The sequence below is a fragment of the Inhella crocodyli genome (genome assembly GCF_004004565.1).
In the GTDB taxonomy this organism is placed as follows: domain Bacteria; phylum Pseudomonadota; class Gammaproteobacteria; order Burkholderiales; family Burkholderiaceae_C; genus Inhella; species Inhella crocodyli.
Window position 1 is genome coordinate 1,055,013 of the sequence record NZ_SACM01000001.1, and the last position, 22,859, is coordinate 1,077,871.

A 22,859-nucleotide genomic window follows, 5' to 3' on the forward strand; every position below is an offset into this window, starting at 1 on the left:
CTTCACAGGACCTCTCATGACCCTGCTCCACACCATCCCCGGTCGCACCAAGAAGCTGCCCCCGCTGCGCGTGGGCATCGGCGGCCCCGTCGGTTCCGGCAAAACCACCCTGCTGGAGATGCTCTGCAAGGCCATGCGCGATCGCTGGGACCTCGTCGTCATCACCAACGACATCTACACGAAGGAGGACCAGCGCCTGCTGACCGTCTCGGGCGCACTGCCGCCCGAGCGCATCGTGGGCGTGGAGACCGGCGGCTGCCCGCACACCGCGATCCGCGAAGACTGCTCGATCAACCTCGAGGCCGTGGACCGCATGCTGGAGAAGTTCCCCGACGCCGACATCGTCTTTGTCGAGAGCGGCGGGGACAACCTGGCAGCCACCTTCAGCCCCGAGCTGAGCGACCTCACCGTCTACGTCATCGACGTGGCCGCTGGCGAGAAGATCCCTCGCAAGGGCGGCCCGGGCATTACCAAGAGCGACCTCTTCGTCATCAACAAGACCGACCTCGCCCCGCACGTGGGCGCCAACCTGGACGTGATGCGCAGCGACACCGCCCGCATGCGCCCCACCAAGCCGTGGGTCATGACCAACCTCAAGACCCAGGCCGGCTTGGAGGAGGTGGTTCGCTTCATCGAAACCCAGGGACTGCTCGTTGCAGCGTGAACCCGGCATCCGCTGGCCCGCGCGCCTGGCCCTGACGGCCACGGCGGCGCCCGGCGACGCCATCGCCACCCGCGCGCACGCCGAGCACGACGGGCCGCTGCGCCTGCTCAAGACGCTCTACCCCGAAGGCCCGGGCGTGGCCCACGCCGTGCTGGTGCACCCGCCCGGCGGGCTCGTGGGTGGCGACCGGCTCGACGTCCAGCTGCACGTGCAGCCCGGCGCCCACCTGCTGGCCACCACCCCCGCCGCCACCCGCTACTACCGCAGCGTGCAAGGCGAAGCGGTGCAGGCCGTTCACGCCCGCGTGGCTCCCGGCGCGCGCCTGGAGTGGCTGCCGCAGGAAACCCTGGCCTACCGCGGCTGCCTGGGGCGCAACGAGCTGCGCGTGCAACTGCAAGGCCAGCTGATCGCCAGCGAGCTGCTGGCCCTGGGCCTGCGCGAGGCCGAGCTGCCCTTCGACCACGGTGCGCTGCTGCAGCACCTGGAGATCGAGGGACTGTGGCTGGACCGCGGCTGGCTTCGGGCCGAGGACCGCGAGTTGCTCGACGGCCCCTGCGGCTTGGCCGGCCACCGCGTGCTGGGCACGCTGATGTTGGCCCAGGCCGAGCCCTTCGCGCTCGGCTTGACCGAGCGCCTGCTCGGCGACGCACGCAGCGCGATCGCCGACAGCGGGCTCACCGCCGGCGCCACCCTGCTGCAAGGCCGCCTGCTGCTGCTGCGCCTGCTGGCGCACGAGTTGGAACCGGCCACGGCGCTGATCCGCCGCGTGCGCGGACGGTGGCGCCAACAAGCGTGGGGCCTCGCGCCCCACGAGCCGCGCATCTGGGTGACTTGAGCGCCTCAGTACAGGGCACCCTCGGGTTTGCGACCCGCCAAGGCCGCGTCGCTGATCGGCGTGGCGCCCGCATCCCCAACCGCCTTCTTCAAACGCGCCAGCGCGGCGTGCGCTTCCTCCATGCGGCCAACCCTCACCAGAGTCAAGACCATCGGAGCCGTCTGGTGGTCGATGTACTGAACACTCGAAGCCTGTTCCTCGCGTGTAAGGGGGCCACGTCCTGGCCGAGGCTCAAGGAGAGTGCGCAGCAATTCACTCGAACGCTTCTGCATGCGTTCAACGTCAAGGAATCGCGCAGCCAGCGCATAGTCGTCGAGTTGCACCAAGGCCGGCAACGCTGAGTCCACCAGGACACGCGCCAGCTGTTCGTCCTGAGTCGCCACATCGGCAAAGGCATCCCGGGTGCTCTTCCAATCGGCCAGGCGCTCGTTCATGGTGGCTAGGTCGCGGAACGCCGGCTCCAACCGATAACCACCCAGCTTGACCTTTGCCGCAGTCGCATCTCGCGCTGCCACGAAATCGCGACGCGCCGGTTCGTACCGCTTTGCCAGCGCATACCAATCGGACAAAGCGAACGACATCCTCACGCCCGATTGGGAGGGCATCAATCCCAGCACGTTGTCGTGGTACCACCGGTGCTTGGCCGCTGCATCGGCCAACCGACCCGAGCGGGCGTCTGCGCGAGCTTCCTTCAGTATTTGCTTAGGGTCCGGATCGGCAGGCGGTGTCCACGCCATCGCCACCACCGATGCCAATGCCAACGCACTTCCACCGACCCACTTCATGAACGAGTTCATCTTGCCTAACTCCCTGGTTTTGCGGGGGGCATGGTAGGGGTCGGCAAAAGAAAATCGGGGCGCCGCAGCGCCCCGATTTGGAGGGTAGAACCGACCGAAGCGGTCGGCAAAACGCGCCTCAGTTGCGGCTCTTGTCCACCATCTTGTTGGCCTTGATCCAGGGCATCATGTCGCGCAGCTTCTCGCCCACGATTTCGATCGGGTGCTCGGCCATCAGGCGGCGGCGGCTGATCAAGGTCGGCGCGCCGGCCTGGTTTTCCAGGATGAAGCTCTTGGCGTATTCGCCGGTCTGGATGCGACGCAGCGCTTCCTTCATGGCGGCCTTGCTTTGCGCGGTGATCACCTCGGGGCCGGTCACGTACTCGCCGTACTCGGCGTTGTTCGAGATCGAGTAGTTCATGTTGGCGATGCCGCCCTCGTAGATCAGGTCCACGATCAGCTTGAGCTCGTGCAGGCACTCGAAGTAGGCCATCTCGGGGGCGTAGCCGGCCTCGGTCAGGGTCTCGAAGCCCGCCTTGATCAGCTCCACCGCACCGCCGCACAGCACGGCCTGCTCGCCGAACAGGTCGGTTTCGGTTTCTTCGCGGAAGGTCGTCTCGATGATGCCGGCCTTGCCGCCACCGTTGGCCGCGGCGTAGCTCAGCGCCAGGTCACGCGCCTTGCCCGAGGCGTTGGCGTGGATGGCGATCAAGTGGGGCACACCGCCGCCCTGCTTGTAGGTGTTGCGCACGGTGTGGCCCGGGGCCTTGGGGGCCACCATCCACACGTCCAGGTCGGCGCGCGGCTGCACCTGGCCGTAGTGAACGTTGAAGCCGTGGGCGAAGGCCAGCGAAGCGCCCTTCTTGATGTTGGGCTCGATGTCTTGGCGGTACACGGCGGCGATTTGCTCGTCGGGCAGCAGCACCATCACCACGTCGGCGGCCTTCACGGCCTCGGCCACTTCGGCCACCTTCAGGCCAGCGCCTTCGGCCTTGGCCCAGCTGGCGCCGGTGCGGCGGGCGCCGACGGTGACGTTCACACCGCTTTCGTGCAGGTTCAGCGCGTGGGCGTGGCCTTGCGAGCCATAGCCAATGATGGCGACTTGCTTGCCCTTGATGAGGCTGAGATCGGCGTCTTTGTCGTAGTACACGTTCATGGTTCAGTTCTCCAGGTCAGGCAGTCAAATCAAACACGCAGGATCCGTTCGCCGCGGCCGATGCCGCTGGCGCCGGTGCGCACGGTTTCCAGGATGGCGGTGCGGTCCACCGCCTCGATGAAGGCATCGAGCTTCGAGCCGTCGCCCGTGATCTCGATGGTGTAGGTCTTCTCGGTCACGTCAACGATGCGGCCGCGGAAGATGTCGGCGGTGCGCTTGAGCTCTTCGCGCTCTTTGCCCACCGCGCGCAGCTTCACGAGCATCATTTCGCGCTCTATGAATTGGGCCTCGGTCAGGTCCACCACCTTCACCACCTCGATGAGGCGGTTCAGGTGCTTGGTGATCTGCTCGATCACCTCGTCGGAACCCGTGGTCACGATGGTCATGCGCGACAGCGAGGGGTCTTCGGTGGGAGCCACCGACAGCGACTCGATGTTGTAGGCGCGGGCCGAGAACAGGGCCACCACCCGGCTCAGGGCGCCGGCTTCGTTTTCCAGCAGGACGGCAATGATGTGCTTCATGGCGTGCTCCTCACAGGTCCTCGGAGCCAAGCAGCATCTCGGTGATGCCCTTGCCGGCTTGCACCATGGGCCACACGTTTTCGCTGGGGTCGGTTCGCACGTCCAAGAACACGGTGCGGTCCTTCAGGCGCATGGCCTCGCGCAGCGCGCCTTCCACGTCACCGGGCTTCTCGACCAAGATGCCGACGTGGCCGTAGGCCTCGGCCAGCTTGACGAAGTCGGGCAGCGCGTCCATGTAGCTGTGGCTGTAGCGGCCGCCGTAGTCCAGTTGCTGCCACTGGCGCACCATGCCCAGGTAGCGGTTGTTCAGGCTGACGATCTTGACCGGCGTGCGGTACTGCTGGCAGGTGCTCAGCTCTTGGATGCACATCTGGATCGAACCCTCGCCGGTGATGGCGAAGACGTCTGCGTCGGGCTTGGCCAGCTTGATGCCCATGGCGTAGGGCAAGCCCACCCCCATGGTGCCCAGGCCGCCCGAGTTGATCCAGCGGCGCGGCTCGTCGAACTTGTAGAACTGGGCGGCCCACATCTGGTGCTGACCGACGTCGGAGGTGATGTAGGTCTCGCGGTCACGCGTCAGGTTCCACAGGGTCTCGATGACCATCTGCGGCTTGATGAGGGTGTCGCTGGGCTTGTAGGCCAGGCAGTTCTTGCCCTGCCAGTCCTTGATCTGGCGCCACCAGGCGTTCAGGTCTTCGGGCTTGGCGCGCTCATTGGCCGCCTTGATCTGAGCGATCAACTCCTGCAGCACTTCCTTGACGTCGCCCACGATCGGGATGTCGACCTTCACGCGCTTGGAGATCGACGAGGGGTCGATGTCCACGTGGATGATCTTGCGCTCGACGCTGGCGAAGTGCTTGGGGTTGCCGATCACGCGGTCGTCGAAGCGCGCACCCACGGCCAGCAGCACGTCGCAGTTCTGCATGGTCATGTTGGCTTCGTAGGTGCCGTGCATGCCCAGCATGCCGAGAAAGCGCGGGTCGGTGGCGGGCATGGCGCCCAAGCCCATCAGCGTGTTGGTGACCGGGTAGCCCAGCAAATCCACCAGCTCGCGCAGTTCGGCACTGGCGCTTCCCAAAATCACGCCGCCGCCGGTGTAGATGTACGGGCGCTTGGCGTTCAGCAGCAGCTGCACCGCCTTGCGAATCTGGCCAGGATGGCCCTTCTTGACCGGCTGGTACGAGCGCATCGAAATCTCTTTCGGGTACTCGAACGAGGTCTTGTAGAGCGACACGTCCTTGGGGATGTCCACCACCACGGGGCCCGGGCGGCCGGTCTTGGCGATGTGGAAGGCCTTCTTCAAGGTCGAGGCCAAGTCGCGCACGTCCTTGACCAAGAAGTTGTGCTTGACCACGGGGCGCGTGATGCCCACGGTGTCGCACTCCTGGAACGCGTCCAAGCCGATCGCCGGCGTCGGAACCTGCCCGGTGATGATCACCATCGGGATGGAGTCCATGTACGCGGTGGCGATGCCCGTGATAGCGTTGGTCACCCCGGGGCCCGAGGTGACGAGGGCCACGCCCACCTCGCCGGTGGCGCGGGCGTAGCCGTCCGCCGCATGAATGGCCGCCTGCTCGTGGCGCACCAGCACGTGGTGGATCGTGTCTTGTTTGTAGAGGGCGTCGTAGATGTAGAGGACGGCCCCACCGGGGTAGCCCCACAAGTACTTGACGTTCTCGGCCTGCAGGCAGCGCACGAGGATCTCGGCGCCCATCAGCTCGGGCAGGTCCGGAGCGGCGTCGGTGCGTGTGTCGGCACCCGCCGCGAAACTAGCGGTCGTTGTCATCGTCAACCTCCAAGGCGTTCACCATGAACACCAATCGGTGACCCTCCTCACGGGCTCATGGCTCGGACTCGGGGCTCAGCCTTCGGACTCCAAGCCGAAGGCGGACGCATGATAGGCCGCCAGCCTCCGCGATTCGCGAAGGCGAACATGGTCGAAGGCAAGGCGAAGCTGGCTGGTGATAATCCGCGGCCTTTCCGCCCGCCTTCCCTTGTCCGCCTTGGCCACCGACGCCGAACTCAACGACTTCCTGCGCTCTGTCGAGCGACGCGCCTTCAAACGCACCGCTTACATGGTGCGCGACGACGAGGCGGCCCTGGACATCGTGCAAGACGCCATGATCCGGCTGTCGCAGAGCTACGCCCACCGACCGCCCGAGGAATGGCCGATGCTGTTCCAGCGGATCCTGTCCAACGCCACCATGGACTGGTTTCGCCGGCAGAAGGTGCGCAACGCCGTGCTCGTCAACCTGTCCGACTTTGAAGGCGACGACGCCGACGACAGCTTTGACCTGCTGGAAGCCGTGGACGGCGGCGATGGCGCGCTGGGCGCGCTGAGCGCCGGTGACGAGGTGGAACGCGCCGAATTGGTGCGCCTGATCGAGGTCGAAATCCAAAAATTGCCTGCCCGTCAACGCGAGGCCTTCATGCTGCGTTACTGGGAGGAACTGGACACGGCCGAAACCGCCAGCGTGATGGGTTGCTCCGAGGGCAGCGTGAAAACGCACTGCTCTCGCGCGGTGCATGCGCTGGCCAAAGCATTGACGGCCAAGGGGATTCAACGATGAACACCGACCGCAAGACGACCGACTCCGCCGACGCCATGGGCCGCCAATTGGCTCGCGTGCTGGACGACGCCCCCCTCCCCGAAGGCGTGGAAGCCCGCCTGCGGGCGGCGCGCGAGACCGCCGTGCAGGCGGCTGCAGCGGCACGCGAGTCGAGGGTGGTGCTGGCCCCCGCGCTGGCCGGGACTGCGGGATCCACGGCAGGCCGCGGCCAAGGCCGCTGGACCTTGATTGCCTTGGCCCTTGTGCTGGCCGTCGGTCTGCTTGCCATCGGCCAGAGCCAATGGATGCAGCAGGTCATGGGCCGCGCCGATGCCGACGCCGCCCTGCTGAAGGACACGCTGCCGCCCAACGCCTACGGCGACCCCGGCTTCAACGAGTACCTGGACGAAAAGCCCGAAGGCGAAGCCCCGCCGCCGGAAGAAACGGAAACGACCGACCGATGAACCTTCGCTGGCCACTGGCCGCGGTTGCCGCGGTTTGCTTCGCCTTCGGCGCCATGGCGCAAACCGCCACGGCCCCGCTCGCGCCCTTGGTGCCCAGCAAGGCTTGGGCCCAGCTGACGCCGCAGCAAAAGCAAGTCTTGGCGCCCCTGGTGTCGCAGTGGAACGAATTGGGCGCCGCCGAACGCGACCAGTGGCTCGCCTTGGCCGGCCGCTACCCGACCATGCAGGGCGAGGAGCAGGCCCGCTTCCGAACCCGACTTCAGGAATGGGCGCAAATGACGCCCGCCCAGCGCTTGCAGGCCCGCCAAGGCTTCCAGGGGGCGCAAAAGGTCACGGCGGCCGAACGGGAAGCCAAGTGGGCGGCCTACCAGCAACTGCCGGTGGAAAAGCGCCAGGCGCTTCAAGAACGTGCGGCCCAGCGCGCCAGCGGCGCAGCCATGGCCCCGGCGGCCGCCGCCAGCGCGCCGCGACCGGGAGTCAGCAGCTTGCAGCCGGGTCAACGTGCCTTGGCCGCGGCGCCCTGGGCCCCCGCCCGGGGCCTGCCGCCCAGCGCACCGGCCAGCGCCGCCCAACCTTGAGCACCGGCGGCGAACGGCCCGCGCCCGAGGGCGCGGCGGTGCCAGCGCAAACGCCCAAGCTGTGGGTGCGCATGGCCTGTGGGGTCTACGAAGGGCTCTTGGTGTTCGGCGTGTTGGCCGCGGCCAGCCTGGTGTACGGCCTGCTGGTTCGCCCTTCGGGTGACGCGAACTGGGGCTTGGCGCACCGCCTTTACCTGCTGGTGGTGATGGCGGCCTACTTCACGTGGTTCTGGGCCAAGGGCGAAACCTTGGCCATGGGCACCTGGCACTTGCGCCTGCGCATGGCCCAGGGGCACGGCAGCGTGCCGCCCATCCGGGCGCTGCTGCGCTTTGCCTTGAGCCTGATGTGGTTCCTGCCCGGCCTGCTGGCCTTGCACCTGTCCGGCCTGGAAGGCGAGCGCAGCGCCTGGGGCCTGGTCATGGGCGCCAACATCGTGGGCTACGCCCTGCTGACCCGCCTTCACCCCAGCCGCCAGTACCTGCACGACGTGTTGGCCGGCACCGAAATGGTGTTCGTGCCCGGCCGCAAGATGAAGCAACGCGGCGAAGGCTGAAGGCCTTCACCGCGGCACGTTCAGATCGCTTGGTCGTCCGTCTCGCCGGTGCGGATGCGGATGACCTGCTCGACCGCGGTGACAAAAATCTTGCCATCGCCGATCTTGCCGGTCTTGGCGGCGCGCAAGATGGCCTCGATGCAGCGCTCGACGTCGCCGTCCTTGACCACCACCTCGACCTTCACCTTGGGCAGGAAGTCGACCACGTACTCGGCGCCCCGGTAGAGCTCGGTGTGGCCCTTTTGGCGACCGAAGCCCTTCACCTCGGTGACGGTCAAGCCCGAGACGCCGACATCGGCCAGGGCCTCGCGCACTTCGTCGAGCTTGAAGGGTTTGATGACGGCGGTGATTTGTTTCATGGTCAGGCTCTGAAGCGGTTGGTGATGGGGTAGCGCCAGTCGCGGCCGAAGCTGCGGTGGGTGATGCGGATGCCGATCGGCGCTTGGCGCCGTTTGTACTCGCTGATTTTGATCAGTTTGGTGACCCGCTCGACCTGCGCTGGGTCAAAGCCTTCGGCCAACAACTGCTCGACCGACGCATCTTCCTCCATGTACCGGGCCAGGATGGCGTCCAACACCGGGTAGGGCGGCAGGCTGTCTTCGTCCTTTTGGTCGGGCCGCAGTTCTGCCGATGGCGGGCGGTCGATGATGCGCTGGGGGATGACCGGGGACGGGCCTTGGCGGTTGCGCCACTCGGCCAAGCGGAAGACCAAGGTCTTGGCCACGTCCTTGATGACGGCAAAGCCACCGGCCATGTCGCCGTACAGGGTGCAATAGCCCGTGGCCATTTCGCTCTTGTTGCCCGTCGTCAGCACCAGGCTGCCGAACTTGTTGGACAAGGCCATCAGCAGGGTGCCGCGGATGCGGGCTTGCAGGTTCTCTTCGGTCGTGTCGCGGTCGCGCCCCCCGAACAAGGGCGCCAAGCTCGCGTTGAAGCCGTCAAAGAGCCCGCTGATGCCGATCTCGTCGTAGCGCACCCCCAGCCGCTCGGCCATGTCGCGCGCATCGATCCAACTGATGTCGGCCGTGTAGGGCGAGGGCATCATCACCGCCCGCACCCGGTCGGCCCCCAGCGCGTCCACGGCGATGGCCAGCACGAGCGCCGAATCGATGCCCCCACTCAGGCCGATGATGGCGCCAGGGAACCCGCTCTTGCCGAGGTAATCGCGCACGCCGGTGGTCAGCGCCCCCCAGACCTGCGCCTCCATCTCGGGCAGCGGCGCCACCGCGCCGCGGAACCCGTCGTCCAGCACCAGCAGCTGCTCGACGTACATCGGCGCGCGGGCCGTGAGCTGGCCCTGGGCGTCGACGGCGAACGACGCGCCGTCGAACACCACCTCGTCCTGTCCGCCCACCAAATGGGCGTAGGCCAAGGGCAAGCCCACGCCCTGGGCGGTGCGGGCCATGCGGGCTTCGCGCTCGGCGGGCTTGCCAACATGGAACGGGCTGGCGTTGAGCACCGCCAAGCAGTCGGCCCCGGCCGCCTGGGCCGCACGCGCGGGCTCGTCGAACCAGGCGTCCTCGCAAATCAACAGGCCCACGCGGCGACCGGCCACGTCCAGCACCAGCGGCGACTCGCCGGCATCGCGCCCCGAGACGAAGTAGCGCCGCTCGTCGAACACTTGGTAGTTCGGCAACTCTCGCTTGGCATAACGCGCGGCCATGCGGCCCGCTTGCAACACCACCGCGGCGTTGAAGCCTTTGGGGGCCTGCTGAGAGCGGCTTTGCACCGGTGGGGCCGCCAAGGGCCAGGGCGCGCCGACCACCACCGCGATGGGAAGTTCGGCCAACTCATGGGCCAAGGCTTGCAACTGCACCTGACAGGCCTCGATGAAGGCCGGGCGCAGCAGCAGGTCCTCGGGGGGGTAGCCGCACAGGCTGAGCTCGGGCGTGACCAACAACTGCGCCCCTTGCGCCACGGCGTCTCGGGCGGCGGCGGCGATGCGGGCGGCGTTGCCCGGCAAATCGCCCACGGTCACGTTGAGTTGGGCAAGCGCAATGCGCAGGGTCATGGGACGGGTTCCTGAATGAAAAACGGCGGCCCTGGGGCCGCCGCGCATCATGCCTTGGGGACTGTCGACCTCAGCCGATCACTTCTTTTGCTTGGCGGCCCAAGCGGCCATGCCATCGGTGATCTCCTTTTTGGCGCCATCCACGCCCTCCCAGCCGATCACCTTCACCCACTTGCCTTCTTCCAGGTCCTTGTAGTGCTCGAAGAAGTGCTGGATGGCCTTCAGGCGCGAGGGGTTCAGGTCCTCGTAGCTCTTCCACTGGCTGTACAGCGGCAGGATCTTGTTGGTCGGCACGGCGATCAGCTTGCTGTCGCCACCGGCCTCGTCGGTCATCTTCAAGATGCCCAGCGGGCGGCAGGTCACGACCACGCCCGGGATCAGGGGCACCGGGGTGATGACCAGCACGTCCACCGGGTCGCCGTCGTCGGCCAAGGTCTGCGGCACGTAGCCGTAGTTGCACGGGTAGTGCATGGCGGTGCCCATGAAGCGATCCACGAACAGGGCGCCAGAGTCTTCGTCGACCTCGTACTTGATCGGGTCGCCGTTCATCGGGATTTCGATGATGACGTTGAACTCTTCGGGCGCCTTGGCGCCGGGGGTCACGTTGTGCAGGCTCATGGTGGGTCGCTGGGCTTGAGGAAAACCCGCATTCTAAAGAGGCCCCCTCAGGGTGATTGCCGGGGGCGTTAACCCGCCCCGTTTTGGGCAAACCCGCACAAGCCTTAGGGGTGTCGCTCCACAGAATCCGCGCACGGCACCGTGCGGTTGGCGGTGTGTTCCCGATCTTTACTTTGGAGTGGTGCGCATGACGACAGAAATCGCGCTGATCTTCGCCCTGGGTTGTGGCGTGGCAGCGGTGTTGTACGGCTTCATCCAGCGCAGCTGGATCTTGAGTCAAGACGCGGGCAATGCCCGCATGCAGGAAATCGCTTCGGCCATTCAACAAGGCGCCGCGGCGTACTTGGGCCGTCAGTACCGCACCATCGCCATCGTCGGCGTGGCCTTGGCCATCGCCATCGCCGTGGTGCCCGGCTTGGGCGTCACGACCGCCGTCGGCTTCGTGCTGGGCGCCGTGCTGTCGGGCATCTGCGGCTTCATCGGCATGAACATCTCGGTGCGCGCCAACGTGCGCACGGCGCAGGCCGCCACCAAGGGCATCGGCCCGGCCCTGGACGTCGCCTTCAAGGGCGGCGCCATCACCGGCATGCTGGTGGTGGGCCTGGGCCTGCTGGGCGTGGCCGGCTTCTATTACGCCATCACTGGCGGCACGGGCGCCACGAGCGAAGCGCTCAAGCCCATGCTGGGCCTGGCCTTCGGCTCGTCGCTGATCTCGATCTTTGCGCGCCTGGGCGGCGGCATCTTCACCAAGGGCGCCGACGTGGGCGCCGACCTGGTGGGCAAGGTGGAAGCCGGCATTCCCGAGGACGACCCGCGCAACCCGGCGGTGATCGCCGACAACGTGGGCGACAACGTGGGCGACTGCGCCGGCATGGCCGCCGACCTGTTCGAGACCTACGCCGTGACCCTGATCGCGGCCATGGCCCTGGGCGCCATCATGGTGCTGGGCGGTACCGCGCACACGGCGGTGGTGTACCCCTTGGCCCTGGGCGGCGTGTCGATCTTCGCGTCCATCATCGGCTGCATGTTCGTCAAGGCCAGCCCTGGCATGAAGAACGTGATGCCGGCGCTCTACAAGGGCCTGATCGTCTCGGGCCTGCTGAGCCTGGTCGCCTTCTTCTTCGTCACCAAGGCGATGTTCCCCGGTGAGATCGCGCTGGCCGGTGGCGGCACGGCCACCTGGGTGTCCTTGTTCGGCGCCTGCATCGTGGGCCTGGTGCTGACGGCCGCGATGGTCTGGATCACCGAGTACTACACCGGCACGCAGTACGGGCCCGTGCAGCACGTGGCGCAGGCCAGCACCACCGGCCACGGCACCAACGTGATCGCCGGCTTGGGCGTGAGCATGAAGTCCACCGCCTGGCCGGTGCTGTTCGTGTGCGCGGCCATCTTTGTGGCCTACCAGTTGGCGGGGCTTTACGGCATCGCCATCGCCGCGACCTCCATGCTCAGCATGGCCGGCATCGTGGTGGCCTTGGACGCCTACGGCCCCATCACCGACAACGCCGGCGGCATTGCCGAGATGGCGGAACTGCCCCCCGCCGTGCGCGACGTGACCGACCCGCTGGACGCCGTGGGCAACACGACCAAGGCCGTGACCAAGGGCTACGCCATCGGCTCGGCCGGCTTGGCGGCCCTGGTGCTGTTCGCCGACTACACGCACGCGCTGGAAGCACGCGGCATGCACGTCAGCTTCGACCTGAGCGACCCCAAGGTCATCATTGGCCTGTTCATCGGCGGCTTGATTCCCTACCTGTTCGGCGCCATGGCCATGGAGGCCGTGGGCCGCGCCGCCGGCGCGGTGGTGGTGGAGGTGCGCAAGCAGTTCGCCGACGGCGCCATCATGAAGGGCGCGCGCAAGCCCGACTACAGCGCAGCCGTGGACATGCTGACCACGGCGGCGATCAAGGAAATGATCGTGCCTTCGCTGCTGCCCGTGATCGCCCCCATCGTGGTGGGCCTGCTGCTGGGTCCGGCCGCGCTGGGTGGCTTGCTGATGGGCACCATCGTCACCGGCCTCTTCGTCGGCATCAGCATGTGCACGGGCGGTGGCGCCTGGGACAACGCCAAGAAGCTGATCGAAGAAGGCTTCAAGGACGCCGACGGCGTGGAACACCGCAAGGGCTCGGAAGCGCACAAGTCGGCGGTCACCGGCGACACGGTGGGCGATCCGTACAAGGACACCGCCGGTCCGGCCGTGAACCCCCTGATCAAGATCATCAACATCGTGGCCTTGTTGATCGTGCCCCTGCTGCCCATGACGGCCGCCCCGGTGAAGGCCGAGGCGGCTGCCGTGGCCGCTCCGGTGGTCGAGGCCAGTGCCCCGGCCGCCCCGGCGATCGCCGCGCCGGCCAGCGACGCCGCGTCGCAGTAAGCGCGCATCGCGTCCCACAAGCCCGCTTCGGCGGGCTTTTTTCATGGTCGCTCGCCGGGGGCGGGCGCCAGGGCGGCTGACAATGAATCCGCCATGCGCCCGAACCCCGACCAAGCCGTGCTCGACCCCGCCCTCTGGCGGCTGGAGATGGCACGCCGGCGGCGGCAGTTGGACGAGTTCAAGCAGTTCTTGAGCACGCTGGAGCGTGAGTTCGAAACGCTCAGCCACGAGGTGCTGGCGTTTTGGTCCGACTACGAGCAGCGCCTGGGGCCCCTGTGGACCGAGGTGGAAAGCCTGCAGGCCGAGTTGCAGGCAGCGCTGGACGCCATGGCCCAGGCCCAAGGGGCAACGCCGGTGCGCCTGCCCAAGCTGCGGACGCGGCACAGCCTGCCGACGCTGCCGCCCTCGGTGGCGTGGCCGGCGGCACCGGCCGAGGACGCCGCCCCCGTGGCCCCGACCTTGAAGGACCTGCACCGCCGGGCGGCCATGCGCTTGCACCCGGACCGCGCGCCCGACGAGCGCGAGCGCGCGCGACGCGAGGCGCTGATGCGCGACGCCAACCTGGCCTATGCCAACCAAGACCGCGCGATGCTCGAAGGCCTGTTGATTGCCGCTGGCGAGTCGCCCGTGCGTCTGGGTGGCTTCGACGTGCAGGCCCAGTGGCAATGGCTGGAGCGCTGCGAGCACCTGGCCCAGGGCCGCATGCGCTTGCTCAAGGCGCACCTGGTGCTGCTGCGCCAGCACCCCAACACCGTCATGGCCGACGCCGTGACGCGCGCCCGCGGCCGCGGGCTCGATGCGCTGGCGTTGATGGCCTTGCGCCTCAAGGCGCAAGCGCAGGAATTGCGCCAGCAGCTTTACATCGGCGCGCGGCTGCCGCCGCAAAGCGCGCTGGCCGAGGCCTTCTTGGCGCAATGGCGCGCGCGCTGGGCCGAGGTCGCCAGCGTTCAGCCGAGCTACGCGCCGCGCTGGACCGGCTTGAACGGCGAACGCGCCGCCAGCTCGGCCTCGTAGGCCGCCACCGCCGCCTGCTCTTCTTCGGCGAAGCGGCCGACCGCGTCGGCAAAGCGCGGGTCGGCCAGCCAGTGCTGGCTTTGGGTGGGCACGGGCAGCAGGCCTCGGGCCATCTTGTGCTCGCCCTGGGCGCCGCCTTCGAAGCGCTGCACCCCTTTGGCGATGCACCAGGCCAAGGGCGCGTAGTAGCAAAGCTCGAAGTGCAGGAAGGGCAGGTCCAGCACCGCGCCCCAGTGCCGGCCGTACACGGTGCGTCCGTCGGCGCTTTGTGCCAGCAGCGAGGCCGCGATGGGCGCATCCTCGTGCTCGGCGATCAAGAGCACCCAGCGGTCGCCCCCGCTCAAGGCTTGCTGGAAGAAGCCCTCGGGCAGGTAAGGCGGGTTGCCACGCAGCGCGTAGGTGCGGGCGTAGCAGCGGTAGAAAAAGGCCCAGTCGGCCTCGGTGATGGCCTCGCCGGCCACCACGCGCACCTGCACGCCGGCGTCGCGCACGTGGCGGCGCTCTTGCTGGATCTTCTTGCGCTTGTCGCGCTTCATCGCGGCCAGGAAGTCGTCGAAGCCTTGCCACGCCGGGTCGCGCTGCCAGTGAAACTGGGGCTGCTCGCGCGTGGCGAAGTCCAAACCCTGCAGCGCGCGAGCATCGGCCTCGCTGCCGAAGAGCAGGTGCAGGCCGCTCAGGCCTTGCGCTTCGGTCCAGTCGCGCAGCGCGCGGGCCAACAAGGCCCGGTGGGCGTCGTCCACGGCCAGCAAGCGGCTGCCCGGCACGGGGGTGAAGGGCACGGCCACCACGGCCTTGGGGTAGTAGCGCAGGCCGTGCTGGGCGTAGGCGCGGGCCCAGGCTTGGTCGAACACGAACTCGCCCCAGGAGTGGCCCTTGAGGGCCAGGGGCGCGGCGGCCAGCAGGGTGTCGCCGCTCCACAGGGTGGGCCACAGCAACTGCCAACCGGTGTCGGGGCTGGCGGCGCCAGTTCGACCCAGGGCGTCAAGAAAGGACGCCCGCATGAAGGGCGTGGGCGCGTCTTGCTGGGCCAGCAGCGCATCCCACGCGGCCGCGTGGGGGGCAAGGTCGTCGAGAAAGCGCAAGGTCAATGCCATGGGGGCGCGATCTTGCCTGTTGCCGCGCGGCCGGGGCGCTCGCTCAATGAAAGTCCCTGCTGTCCAGGTCGAGCCGGCCGAGCCAAGGGCTGAGGTCTTCGAAGTCCCGGGCCAGCACGTGCCCCACCCCATCGCGCTGCTGCCACACGCCGTGCACCATCAGCAGCCGCGCCTGGATGAGCAAGCGGCGGTGCTGGGCGTAGATGGCGGGCCAGACGATGACCTGGGTGGTGCCGGTTTCGTCCTCCAGGCTGATGAACAAGGTGCCCTTGGCGGTTTGCGGGCGCTGGCGGACGGTGACGAGGCCGCAGGCCGTGGCGCGGCGGCCGGGGGGGTGCGTGCGCAAGCCCTCGGCGCTGAGCGCACCGCGCGGTGCCAGGCGCGATCGCAGCAGGGCCAGCGGGTGGTGGCGCAGGCTCAGGCCCAGCGCGGCGTAGTCCCAGAGCACGGCCTCACCGTCGGGGGCTTCGGGCAGGTCCAGCGCTTCTTCCGGCGGCAGGCTGCCCTGCAGCAGCGGCGGCATGCGGCGCAGCGCGCTGGCCTGCCACACCTGCTGGCGGCGGTGGCCGGCCAGGGAGGCCAGCGCGTCGGCGGCGGCCAGGCGCTGCAGGTCGGGCGCGTCCAGCCCCGCGCGCAGGGCCAGGTCTTGCGGATGAATAAAGGCACCGCCCGTGTCGCGGGCCTGCACGATGCGCTCGGCCGCCGCGTGGCTGAGGCCGTGCACGCGGTCCAGGCCCAGGCGCACGGCCGGCTGGGGCTCGCCGTCGCGGGGCTCCAGCGTGCTCTCCACGCGGCTGTGGGCCACGTCCACCGGGCGCACCTCGATGCCGTGGCGCCGCGCGTCCTGCACCAGCTGGTCGGGCGTGTAGAAGCCCAGGGGCTGGGAGTTGAGCAAGGCGCACAAGAAGGCCGCTGGCTCGTGCCGCTTGAGCCAGCAGCTGGCGTAGGTCAGCAGCGCGAAGCTGGCGGCGTGCGACTCGGGGAAGCCGTAGGACGCGAAGCCTTGGATCTGCCGAAAGATGGCCTCGGCGAAGTCGTCGGTGTAGCCGCGCTCGCGCATGCCGGCCAGGATGCGCGCATGAAAGCGCGCCAGGTCGCCCGGCCGCTTCCAGGCGGCCATGGCGCGGCGCAACTGGTCGGCCTCGCCAGGGGTGAAGCCGGCGGCGATCATGGCCACCTGCATCACCTGCTCTTGGAAGATGGGGATGCCGCAGGTGCGCTGCAGCGCGGCCTTCAGGGCCTCGCTGGGGTAGACGATGTCCTCGGGCCGCTTGGCGCGGTTGGCCAGGTAGGGGTGCACCATGCCGCCTTCGATGGGGCCGGGGCGCACGATGGCGACCTCGATGACCAGGTCGTAAAAGCAGCGGGGCTTCAGGCGCGGCAGCATGGACATCTGCGCCCGGCTTTCGATCTGGAAGGTGCCCACGGTGTCGGCCGCGCAGATCATGTCGTAGGTGGCGGTGTCGCCCTCGGGGATGCTCGCCAGGTCGGTGGGGCGGCCGAGTTCGCGCACAAGGTCGAAGCAGCGCCGCAGCGCCGACAGCATGCCCAGCGCCAGCACGTCGACCTTGAGCAGGCCCAGCGCGTCCAGGTCGTCCTTGTCCCACTCGATGACGGTGCGGTCGGCCATGGTGGCGTTCTCGATGGGCACCACCTGCGACAGCGGCCCCTGCGTGAGCACGAAGCCGCCCACGTGCTGGCTCAGGTGCCGCGGCTGCCCCTCCAACTGCCGCGCCAGGTGGATGAGCTGGCGCAGGCGCGGGTCGCCCAGGTCCAGGCCCAGCTCGACCTCCAAGGCGGCCAGGCGCTCGGGGGGCAGCAGCGCGTCGCCCCAGCGGTGGTGGTCCTTGGCCAGTGCCTCCACCAGGGGTTCGGGCAAGGCCAAGGCCTTGCCCACGTCGCGGATGGCGCTGCGCGCGCGGTAGCGGGTGACCACGGCGGTGAGCGCGGCGCGGTGGCGGCCGTACTTGGCGTAGAGGTACTGGATGACTTCCTCGCGGCGCTCGTGCTCGAAGTCGACGTCGATGTCGGGCGGCTCGTTGCGCTCGCGGCTGATGAAGCGCTCGAACAGCAGGGTGCTGCGCGCCGGGTCCACCGCGGTGATGAAAAGCGCGAAGCACACCACGCTGTTGGCCGCCGAGCCCCGGCCCTGGCACAAGATGCCGCGCGAGCGGGCGAAGGCCACGATGTCGGCCACGGTGAGGAAGTAGTGCTCGTAGCGCAGCTCTTCGATCAGGGCCAACTCGTGCTCGGCCTGCGCCACCCAGCGCGGGTCGGGCCCGGCGGGCCAGCGGCGCTGCAGGCCCTCGTGCGTGAGTTGGCGCAGGTGGGCCATGGCCGTGCGCCCCGGGGGCACCACCTCGGACGGGTACTCGTGCCGCAGTTCGTCCAGCGAGAAGTGGCAGCGCTCGGCCACGGCCAGGGTGGCGGCCAGCAGGTCGGGGGGGTAGACCTGGGCCAGCAGCACCCGGCTGCGCAGGTGGCGCTCGGCGTGCGGCTGCAAGTCAAAACCGCATTCGGCCACGGGGCGCCCCACACGGATGGCGGTCATGACGTCTTGCAAGGGCTTGCGCGAGCGCACGTGGAAGTGCACATCGCCGCAGGCCACCAGGGGCACGCCCGTCAACCCCGCGACCTGGCGCAGGCGCTGCAGCCAGCGCTCGTCGCCCAGCTCGCGCAACAGGGTCACGCCCAACCAGCCGCGCCCCGGCGCGTGGCGCTGCAGCCAGCGCGCTTGCGCCAGCAGGTCGGCGTCGTCGGCGCGGCGCTCGGGCACCAGCAGCAGCACGCAGCCCGGCAAGGGCGTGGGCGCATTCAGGGCGGGGTGCGCGCGGGTCAGGCGGTAGCGCCCCTTGACGGGCGAGGCACGGCGCAAGTCGGTGATGAACTGGCTGAGCTGGCCGTAGCCCTCGCGCTGGCAGGCCAGGGCCACCAGGGTGAAGGCCGGCGGGGCCTCGGGGCCGGCTTCGTCGTCGTGCACGGCGAACTGGCTGCCCAGGATGAGGTGGGGCAGCTCCAGCTCGGGGTCGCGCTCGGGCGCGCGCTCGCGCCACGCGGCCACCAGGCGCTTGAGGGCCACGTGCGCGCGCACCACGCCGGCCAGCGAGCACTCGTCGGTCAGCGCCAGCGCGGCGTAGCCCTGCACCTGCGCGCGCTGCACCAGCTCCTCGGGGTCAGAGGCGCCGGTGAGGAAGCTGAAGTGGCTGCGGCACTGCAGCTCGGCGTAGGCCGCGGGCGCGTCCTGCCCCAACTGCGGGGGGGCCACGTGGCGGGCCGTGGGGCTCACTGGACGACCCTCCGCACGGCGTGCGCCGGGGTTCGCGCTTGGGAGCGGCCCGGCGCGCTCATGCGAACACCCCGTGCAGGTACCACTCGGGCGCGTCCAGCGTGCGGCGGTCCAGGTAGACCCACAGCAAGCCGGCGCGTGGGCTGTGGGCCAGGTAGTAGTCGCGCTGCACGGCCCCGCCCTCCCCCGCCCCCCACCAGCCCGTGGCCAAGCGCTGCGGACCGGCCAGCAGGCGCAGCGGGCCTTGGTGCTGGGGCTGGTCGTGGCGCACCCCCAGGCGCAAGGGCGGGTCGAGCAGCCAGGTGGGTTGCACGCCGGGCGGGTGCGGGGCCTCGGCCCAGTCGCGCGGGCTTCCCGGCGCGGGCGCTTCAGGGCGCCAGGCTTGCCACTGCTGCAGGCATTCGGGGCGGTGGTCGGCCTGCAGCACGGGCTGGCGCACGCGCTCGGGCCCCAAGCGCGCGGCCAGGCGCTCCAGCAACTGGTGCAGGGGCTCGCGCGCCGCGGGGTCGCCCCCGTCGTCGTCGAGGAACAGGGCCGTGCTGGCGTCGGGCAGGGGGTGCACCTCGTCGGCCTGCAAGCGCAAGCCCCCGGCGGGCGCGGCCAGGGTGGTGCGCGCCAGGTGCTCGGCCAGCAACCGGTTCAGGTGCGCCAGGTCGCGCGTGGGCGCGGCCGTGGCCAGGGCAATGGCCCCGCCCTCCCCGCTGTCGCGCGGCCGAAAGGCGTCGTGCTGCCAGGCCAGGGTCAGGCGCAGCACGCCCTGGTGGCGCGCGGCCAGCCAGGCGCTCAGCTGTTGCAGCAGGGGTTGTGCGTGGGCCAGCAAGGCCTGGGCCTGCTCCACGCGCCAGGGGAGCTCCAGCGCCACGGCGAAGGTCTCGGGCAGTGGCTCCCACACGTGGGCCTGCGCGGCGTCCACGGCAGGGTCGTAGGCCTGGTCCAAGGCGGCCAACAACTCGGGGCCGAAGCGCCGCGCCAAGGCCGTGCGCGGCAAGGCCCGCACCTCGCCCAAACGGCGGCAGCCCAGGCGTGCCAGCATGGGCCGGTGGGCCTGCACGGCCTCCAGCACGTGCAGGGGCAGGCGGTCCAGCAAGGGCGCCAAGGGGCGCGTGAGCCCGTTCACCACCCCGCCCCGCGCCAAGGCCAAGGCGCCCAGGCGCGTGGGCGCCCAGGCCAGCGCTTGCACCTCGAACTCGGCCTGCGCCTGCGCCTTCACGCGCGCGTGCAAGGCCTTGAGCCCGCCGAACAGGCGCAGGCTCGCGCCCAGCTCCACCAGCACGGCCTCGCCCTGCCGGGTCACCCGCGGGCTGAAGCGCAAGGCCCACCACGCCAAGCCCTGCAGGTGGGGCACCAGCGCCTCAGCCGTGCGCGGACTGCGCAGTGCGAGCCAATGGGGCTGGGGCGTCATGGGACACCTGGACATCGCGCAGCGCCTCCGCATCGGTCTGCGAGGGCGGCATCCCCCCACGGCGCATGCGGGCGGTCAGCAAGGGCGACAAGGCCTCGGGCACGGCGGGCAGCGAGATCCAGCCTGCCTGCGGCGGCCCACGCCGTTTGATCACCTGCACCTGGAGCGCCCAAGGCGAGCCGGCTTTCACGCGCACGCGCAAGGGCGCGGCCGAGGCTTGCGACGCGGCACTCTCAGGGCGCATCAAGAACACCGGCGCAGGCGAGGCCATGGCCGCCACCTGCAAGCGCCGCAACTGCTCGGGCCGGGCCTCGGGAAGCCAGGCCAGCACGGCCGCCGCCGCTTGTGCACGAATGGCTTGTTCGACCGCCCACAGGCTGTGCCGCGCGCCCTCCGGCGCCACCCACACCCAGCGCAGGCCCGCCAAGCCCTGCGAGGCCAGGCCGGGCACGTGCGGCGCGTGCGGCGGGTTGACGAGCAGCACCGGCCGAGCAAGCGCAGCCGGCACCCGGCGCGCCCGGCGCGCGGCCCGAACGGACGGCAAGGTCGGTGCGGCCCAGGCGCGCAGGGCCGGCGCCAGCAAGCGCCATTCGCACGTGCCGGGCGCCTCCATCAGCAGTTCGCACAGCATGCGCGTGGGCCAACCGCCGCCAGGCAGCTCGGCGTCCAAGGCGGCAAAACCGCTGGACACACACGGACTGGCGTTGCTGCGCAGGCTCGCGGCGCGCCACACACGCGGGTCGTGCTGCCAGGGGTCGACCGGGGCCGGCAGCGCTTGCGCGCGAGGCCGATCGAAAAGATCGAACGAGCCCGGCATCGCCGGGAAGGGCGCAGGGCCCGAAGGAACGAGGAGATGGGCAGGCACGGCGCCCCCGAGAACAAGCCGATGGAAAGCCACCCCGCCGAAGACTGTGGCGGGATCTGGATACTGTGTTTTTATCCAGTATACGGAGCTTGCTTCGGCCTTGCATCCGCCGTTCATCGGGTGCCCCCGCACGCGTGAAATGGCGCCGGAAAAGACAACGGGCCTGTTCTTGTGGAACAGGCCCGTTGGCTCTTCTGATAAGTGGTCGGGGTGGCGGGATTCGAACTCGCTACCCCTTGCACCCCATGCAACACAAGCTCATTTCACAACCACCCAATCCAAATCAAGATCTCGAAGAAAATCCATGACATTCAATGGTTTATGGAATTCCAAGGAGCGCATGCAGTCGTATAGCTACACTTAGATCCAGCGTCAAACGGTGACCAGACGGTGACCAAGACCACCTGGAGCAGACATGCCGACGATCACAGACCGCGCGATGCAGGCCAAGCCCACCAACCAGGAACAGTGGCTTTCACAGCCCTTCGCCCGCGGCGCTGGCGTGTTTCTTGGGCGCATCACGCCGGCTGGTGAACGCCTCTTCTACTTTCGTTACACAGCCTCCAAAGGCCGCCGACCGTTCTTGCCGATCGGAAGCTACAGCCCCAAGGGCCAAAGTGGAGGCCTGACCGTGGCACAGGCCTACGCCATAGCTGCCGAATGGAGCCGCCTCTACGTCGGTGGCCACAAAGATCTGCGTGAGCACTTTGAAGCCCAAGCTGCCGCGGATGCAGCCGCCATTGAAACCAAGCGCCTTACTGCCGAAGCCGAGTCACGGCGCCTGCAAGAGGAGGCAGCAGCAGCCTCGCTAGCCGCATCGCGTCGCCTCACCGTGCGGCAGCTTTTCAAGCGCTGGCAAGACACCGACCTGCAACCCCACCTTGGCGCAGATGGCAAGCGCATCGGTCGAAAAGACGGCGGCGCTTTTGTCGCCGCCCAGTTCGAGCGACACGTGTTCCCCTGCATCGGGGACCTTGCTGCCGCCGATCTGACACGACAAGACCTGCTGACCATCTTGGACGCCCGCAAGGCAGCCGGCCGATTACGCACAGCGAACATGCTGCTCACAGATCTGCGGCAAATGCTTGGCTTTGCGGTGGAGCGAGCCATCATCCCGAGCAACCCTTTAGAGGGTGTTCAGCGCCGCAAGATCGGCGGCAAGGACACCGAGCGCGAGCGCGTGCTGTCCGATGCCGAGTTACGCAAACTGTGGGCCGCCCTGCCCTCGGCACGCCTCCATCCTCGAAGCCGCTGCGCGCTCGGGCTCATTCTTTCCACCGGCACACGCGTCGGCGAGGCCATGGGCGCGACCTGGGCCGACGCTCACACCAGTCGCGCCCAGACGACGCAGCTTCGCTCGGTGGCAGATGCCGCAGACACCAAGTTCGGCGTCGTCGACATGGGAGCACGCACCTGGCACCTACCCGACACAAAGAACCAGCGGGAACACACCATCCACCTCAGTGAATTTGCATTGACCTGCCTAGAAGAGCTTGCCAGCCTGCGCGAGCTGGACGAAAGCGGCAAACCAAGCGCCTGGCTGTTCCCCGATCGCAGCAGAGTCAAACCGGTGTGCGTCAAAAGTCTGGGCAAGCAAATCGCCGACCGTCAGCGAGCAGCCGACAAGCGCATGAAGAACCGCGCCAAGGGCACAGAAGCCCTGGCGCTTGAAGGCGGCGCTTGGACCTTGCATGACCTGCGCCGCACCGCCGCGACCATCCTCGCGCGGCTGGGCTTCAGCACCGACGTGATCGACGAGTGCTTGAATCACAAATTGCAAAGCAAAGTCGCGCGGATCTACATCCGCGACCGCCGTGAGGCCGAACAGAAGCTCGCCTTCGACGCACTGGGGCAGCACCTGGAAAGCCTCCTGAGTGCGAACGCACCAGCCGGCAACGTGCACCCACTTCGGCGTTCAGCTCCAACATAACGCCAAACAGACGCCGCATACATGCGGCGCTTGCTTTGGCCGGTGGGTCCCCAATACGCTCTCTTTCGCCTACTTGGATTGAAACGGAACTGCTTGAACACACAAGGTCGTACTCGACCGAGTGTGAGATTGACAGATCCTGCCAAATCCAAAAAAGGTGAAGGGCCG

20 protein-coding genes are annotated in these 22,859 nt (G+C 68.6%); 9 read left to right on the plus strand and 11 right to left on the minus strand.

Going from position 1 to position 22,859, the window contains the following annotated elements; genetic code table 11:
* Window positions 1–16: 16 nt before the first annotated feature.
* Window positions 17–664, plus strand: a complete 648-nt coding sequence (gene ureG / locus EOD73_RS04870; RefSeq protein WP_127681386.1) for an urease accessory protein UreG — start codon at window positions 17–19, stop codon at window positions 662–664.
* Window positions 654–1,499, plus strand: coding sequence for an urease accessory protein UreD (locus tag EOD73_RS04875; RefSeq protein WP_240660598.1), 846 nt, complete (start codon window positions 654–656; stop codon window positions 1,497–1,499). Before ureG ends, EOD73_RS04875 begins: the two co-directional genes overlap by 11 nt.
* A gap of 5 nt (window positions 1,500–1,504) precedes the next feature.
* On the opposite strand, the gene EOD73_RS04880 is transcribed toward EOD73_RS04875, so the two are convergent.
* From EOD73_RS04880 to EOD73_RS04895, 4 genes are all read right to left on the minus strand, one after another.
* Window positions 1,505–2,296, minus strand: coding sequence for a hypothetical protein (locus tag EOD73_RS04880; RefSeq protein WP_127681388.1), 792 nt, complete (start codon window positions 2,294–2,296; stop codon window positions 1,505–1,507).
* Window positions 2,297–2,414: 118 nt separating this feature from the next.
* The gene (gene ilvC, locus EOD73_RS04885; protein ID WP_127681390.1) at window positions 2,415–3,431 is read right to left on the minus strand and encodes a ketol-acid reductoisomerase; all 1,017 of its coding nucleotides are present in this window, start codon (window positions 3,429–3,431) and stop codon (window positions 2,415–2,417) included.
* Between the two features lie 29 nt (window positions 3,432–3,460).
* Window positions 3,461–3,952, minus strand: coding sequence for an acetolactate synthase small subunit (gene ilvN, locus EOD73_RS04890; RefSeq protein ID WP_127681392.1), 492 nt, complete (start codon window positions 3,950–3,952; stop codon window positions 3,461–3,463).
* A gap of 10 nt (window positions 3,953–3,962) precedes the next feature.
* Window positions 3,963–5,738: an acetolactate synthase 3 catalytic subunit gene (locus EOD73_RS04895; RefSeq protein WP_127681394.1), complete on the minus strand. Its 1,776-nt coding sequence runs from the start codon at window positions 5,736–5,738 to the stop codon at window positions 3,963–3,965.
* A 217-nt stretch (window positions 5,739–5,955) separates the two neighbouring features.
* Here EOD73_RS04895 and EOD73_RS04900 point away from each other — a divergent pair, with 217 nt between their 5' ends.
* The 4 genes from EOD73_RS04900 to EOD73_RS04915 are packed head-to-tail and all read left to right on the plus strand — an operon-like array spanning window position 5,956 to window position 8,097.
* Window positions 5,956–6,522 (plus strand): RNA polymerase sigma factor, encoded by a 567-nt coding sequence (locus EOD73_RS04900; protein ID WP_127682420.1) that lies wholly within the window; start codon window positions 5,956–5,958, stop codon window positions 6,520–6,522.
* Complete coding sequence (locus EOD73_RS04905) at window positions 6,519–6,965, plus strand: DUF3619 family protein (protein ID WP_127681396.1); 447 nt, start codon at window positions 6,519–6,521, stop codon at window positions 6,963–6,965. The genes EOD73_RS04900 and EOD73_RS04905 overlap by 4 nt, the downstream gene beginning before the upstream one ends.
* On the plus strand, window positions 6,962–7,543 hold the full coding sequence (locus EOD73_RS04910; RefSeq protein WP_164845947.1) for a DUF3106 domain-containing protein: 582 nt from the start codon (window positions 6,962–6,964) through the stop codon (window positions 7,541–7,543). The genes EOD73_RS04905 and EOD73_RS04910 overlap by 4 nt, the downstream gene beginning before the upstream one ends.
* Window positions 7,540–8,097: an RDD family protein gene (locus EOD73_RS04915; protein WP_127681400.1), complete on the plus strand. Its 558-nt coding sequence runs from the start codon at window positions 7,540–7,542 to the stop codon at window positions 8,095–8,097. Before EOD73_RS04910 ends, EOD73_RS04915 begins: the two co-directional genes overlap by 4 nt.
* 20 nt (window positions 8,098–8,117) lie before the next feature.
* On the opposite strand, the gene EOD73_RS04920 is transcribed toward EOD73_RS04915, so the two are convergent.
* The 3 genes from EOD73_RS04920 to ppa all read right to left on the minus strand — a co-directional run bounded on the left by EOD73_RS04920 (window position 8,118) and on the right by ppa (window position 10,726).
* Window positions 8,118–8,456, minus strand: a complete 339-nt coding sequence (locus EOD73_RS04920; RefSeq protein WP_127681402.1) for a P-II family nitrogen regulator — start codon at window positions 8,454–8,456, stop codon at window positions 8,118–8,120.
* A 2-nt stretch (window positions 8,457–8,458) separates the two neighbouring features.
* Window positions 8,459–10,108 carry an NAD+ synthase gene (locus EOD73_RS04925; RefSeq protein ID WP_127681404.1) on the minus strand — a complete coding sequence of 550 codons (1,650 nt, stop codon included), beginning with the start codon at window positions 10,106–10,108 and terminating at the stop codon, window positions 8,459–8,461.
* A gap of 78 nt (window positions 10,109–10,186) precedes the next feature.
* Window positions 10,187–10,726: an inorganic diphosphatase gene (ppa, locus tag EOD73_RS04930; RefSeq protein WP_127681406.1), complete on the minus strand. Its 540-nt coding sequence runs from the start codon at window positions 10,724–10,726 to the stop codon at window positions 10,187–10,189.
* A 187-nt stretch (window positions 10,727–10,913) separates the two neighbouring features.
* Here ppa and EOD73_RS04935 point away from each other — a divergent pair, with 187 nt between their 5' ends.
* Together EOD73_RS04935 and EOD73_RS04940 are read left to right on the plus strand one after the other, a co-directional pair.
* Window positions 10,914–13,100 (plus strand): sodium-translocating pyrophosphatase, encoded by a 2,187-nt coding sequence (locus tag EOD73_RS04935; RefSeq protein WP_127681408.1) that lies wholly within the window; start codon window positions 10,914–10,916, stop codon window positions 13,098–13,100.
* A gap of 93 nt (window positions 13,101–13,193) precedes the next feature.
* A complete protein-coding gene (locus EOD73_RS04940) occupies window positions 13,194–14,114 on the plus strand; it encodes a J domain-containing protein (protein WP_127681410.1) in 921 nt (306 codons plus the stop codon).
* On the opposite strand, the gene EOD73_RS04945 is transcribed toward EOD73_RS04940, so the two are convergent.
* From EOD73_RS04945 to imuA, 4 genes are read right to left on the minus strand one after another with little or no spacing between them, the layout of a single operon-like run.
* The gene (locus EOD73_RS04945) at window positions 14,057–15,208 is read right to left on the minus strand and encodes a GNAT family N-acetyltransferase (protein WP_127681412.1); all 1,152 of its coding nucleotides are present in this window, start codon (window positions 15,206–15,208) and stop codon (window positions 14,057–14,059) included. The two genes, EOD73_RS04940 and EOD73_RS04945, sit on opposite strands and share 58 nt — an antisense overlap.
* Before the next feature lie 43 nt (window positions 15,209–15,251).
* Entirely contained in the window at window positions 15,252–18,494 is a 3,243-nt protein-coding gene (locus EOD73_RS04950; protein WP_240660599.1) for an error-prone DNA polymerase, read from the minus strand.
* A 58-nt stretch (window positions 18,495–18,552) separates the two neighbouring features.
* Window positions 18,553–19,896 carry a DNA polymerase Y family protein gene (locus EOD73_RS04955; RefSeq protein WP_240660600.1) on the minus strand — a complete coding sequence of 448 codons (1,344 nt, stop codon included), beginning with the start codon at window positions 19,894–19,896 and terminating at the stop codon, window positions 18,553–18,555.
* Window positions 19,847–20,761 carry a translesion DNA synthesis-associated protein ImuA gene (imuA, locus tag EOD73_RS04960; RefSeq protein WP_164845948.1) on the minus strand — a complete coding sequence of 305 codons (915 nt, stop codon included), beginning with the start codon at window positions 20,759–20,761 and terminating at the stop codon, window positions 19,847–19,849. The genes EOD73_RS04955 and imuA overlap by 50 nt, the downstream gene beginning before the upstream one ends.
* Before the next feature lie 415 nt (window positions 20,762–21,176).
* On the opposite strand from imuA, the gene EOD73_RS04965 reads away from it, so the two are divergent.
* The gene (locus EOD73_RS04965) at window positions 21,177–22,691 is read left to right on the plus strand and encodes a tyrosine-type recombinase/integrase (RefSeq protein WP_127681416.1); all 1,515 of its coding nucleotides are present in this window, start codon (window positions 21,177–21,179) and stop codon (window positions 22,689–22,691) included.
* The last annotated feature ends 168 nt before the right edge of the window (window positions 22,692–22,859 follow it).

Bases quoted from the DNA above. Each gene is read 5' to 3' on its own strand.
- ureG (WP_127681386.1), top strand. From the start codon at position 17: ATGACCCTGCTCCACACCATCCCCGGTCGCACCAAGAAGCTGCCCCCG.
- EOD73_RS04880 (WP_127681388.1), bottom strand. From the start codon at position 2,296: ATGAACTCGTTCATGAAGTGGGTCGGTGGAAGTGCGTTGGCATTGGCA.
- ilvC (WP_127681390.1), bottom strand. From the start codon at position 3,431: ATGAACGTGTACTACGACAAAGACGCCGATCTCAGCCTCATCAAGGGC.
- ilvN (WP_127681392.1), bottom strand. From the start codon at position 3,952: ATGAAGCACATCATTGCCGTCCTGCTGGAAAACGAAGCCGGCGCCCTG.
- EOD73_RS04895 (WP_127681394.1), bottom strand. From the start codon at position 5,738: ATGACAACGACCGCTAGTTTCGCGGCGGGTGCCGACACACGCACCGAC.
- EOD73_RS04905 (WP_127681396.1), top strand. From the start codon at position 6,519: ATGAACACCGACCGCAAGACGACCGACTCCGCCGACGCCATGGGCCGC.
- EOD73_RS04910 (WP_164845947.1), top strand. From the start codon at position 6,962: ATGAACCTTCGCTGGCCACTGGCCGCGGTTGCCGCGGTTTGCTTCGCC.
- EOD73_RS04920 (WP_127681402.1), bottom strand. From the start codon at position 8,456: ATGAAACAAATCACCGCCGTCATCAAACCCTTCAAGCTCGACGAAGTG.
- EOD73_RS04925 (WP_127681404.1), bottom strand. From the start codon at position 10,108: ATGACCCTGCGCATTGCGCTTGCCCAACTCAACGTGACCGTGGGCGAT.
- ppa (WP_127681406.1), bottom strand. From the start codon at position 10,726: ATGAGCCTGCACAACGTGACCCCCGGCGCCAAGGCGCCCGAAGAGTTC.
- EOD73_RS04935 (WP_127681408.1), top strand. From the start codon at position 10,914: ATGACGACAGAAATCGCGCTGATCTTCGCCCTGGGTTGTGGCGTGGCA.
- EOD73_RS04940 (WP_127681410.1), top strand. From the start codon at position 13,194: ATGCGCCCGAACCCCGACCAAGCCGTGCTCGACCCCGCCCTCTGGCGG.
- EOD73_RS04945 (WP_127681412.1), bottom strand. From the start codon at position 15,208: ATGGCATTGACCTTGCGCTTTCTCGACGACCTTGCCCCCCACGCGGCC.
- EOD73_RS04955 (WP_240660600.1), bottom strand. From the start codon at position 19,896: ATGACGCCCCAGCCCCATTGGCTCGCACTGCGCAGTCCGCGCACGGCT.
- EOD73_RS04965 (WP_127681416.1), top strand. From the start codon at position 21,177: ATGCCGACGATCACAGACCGCGCGATGCAGGCCAAGCCCACCAACCAG.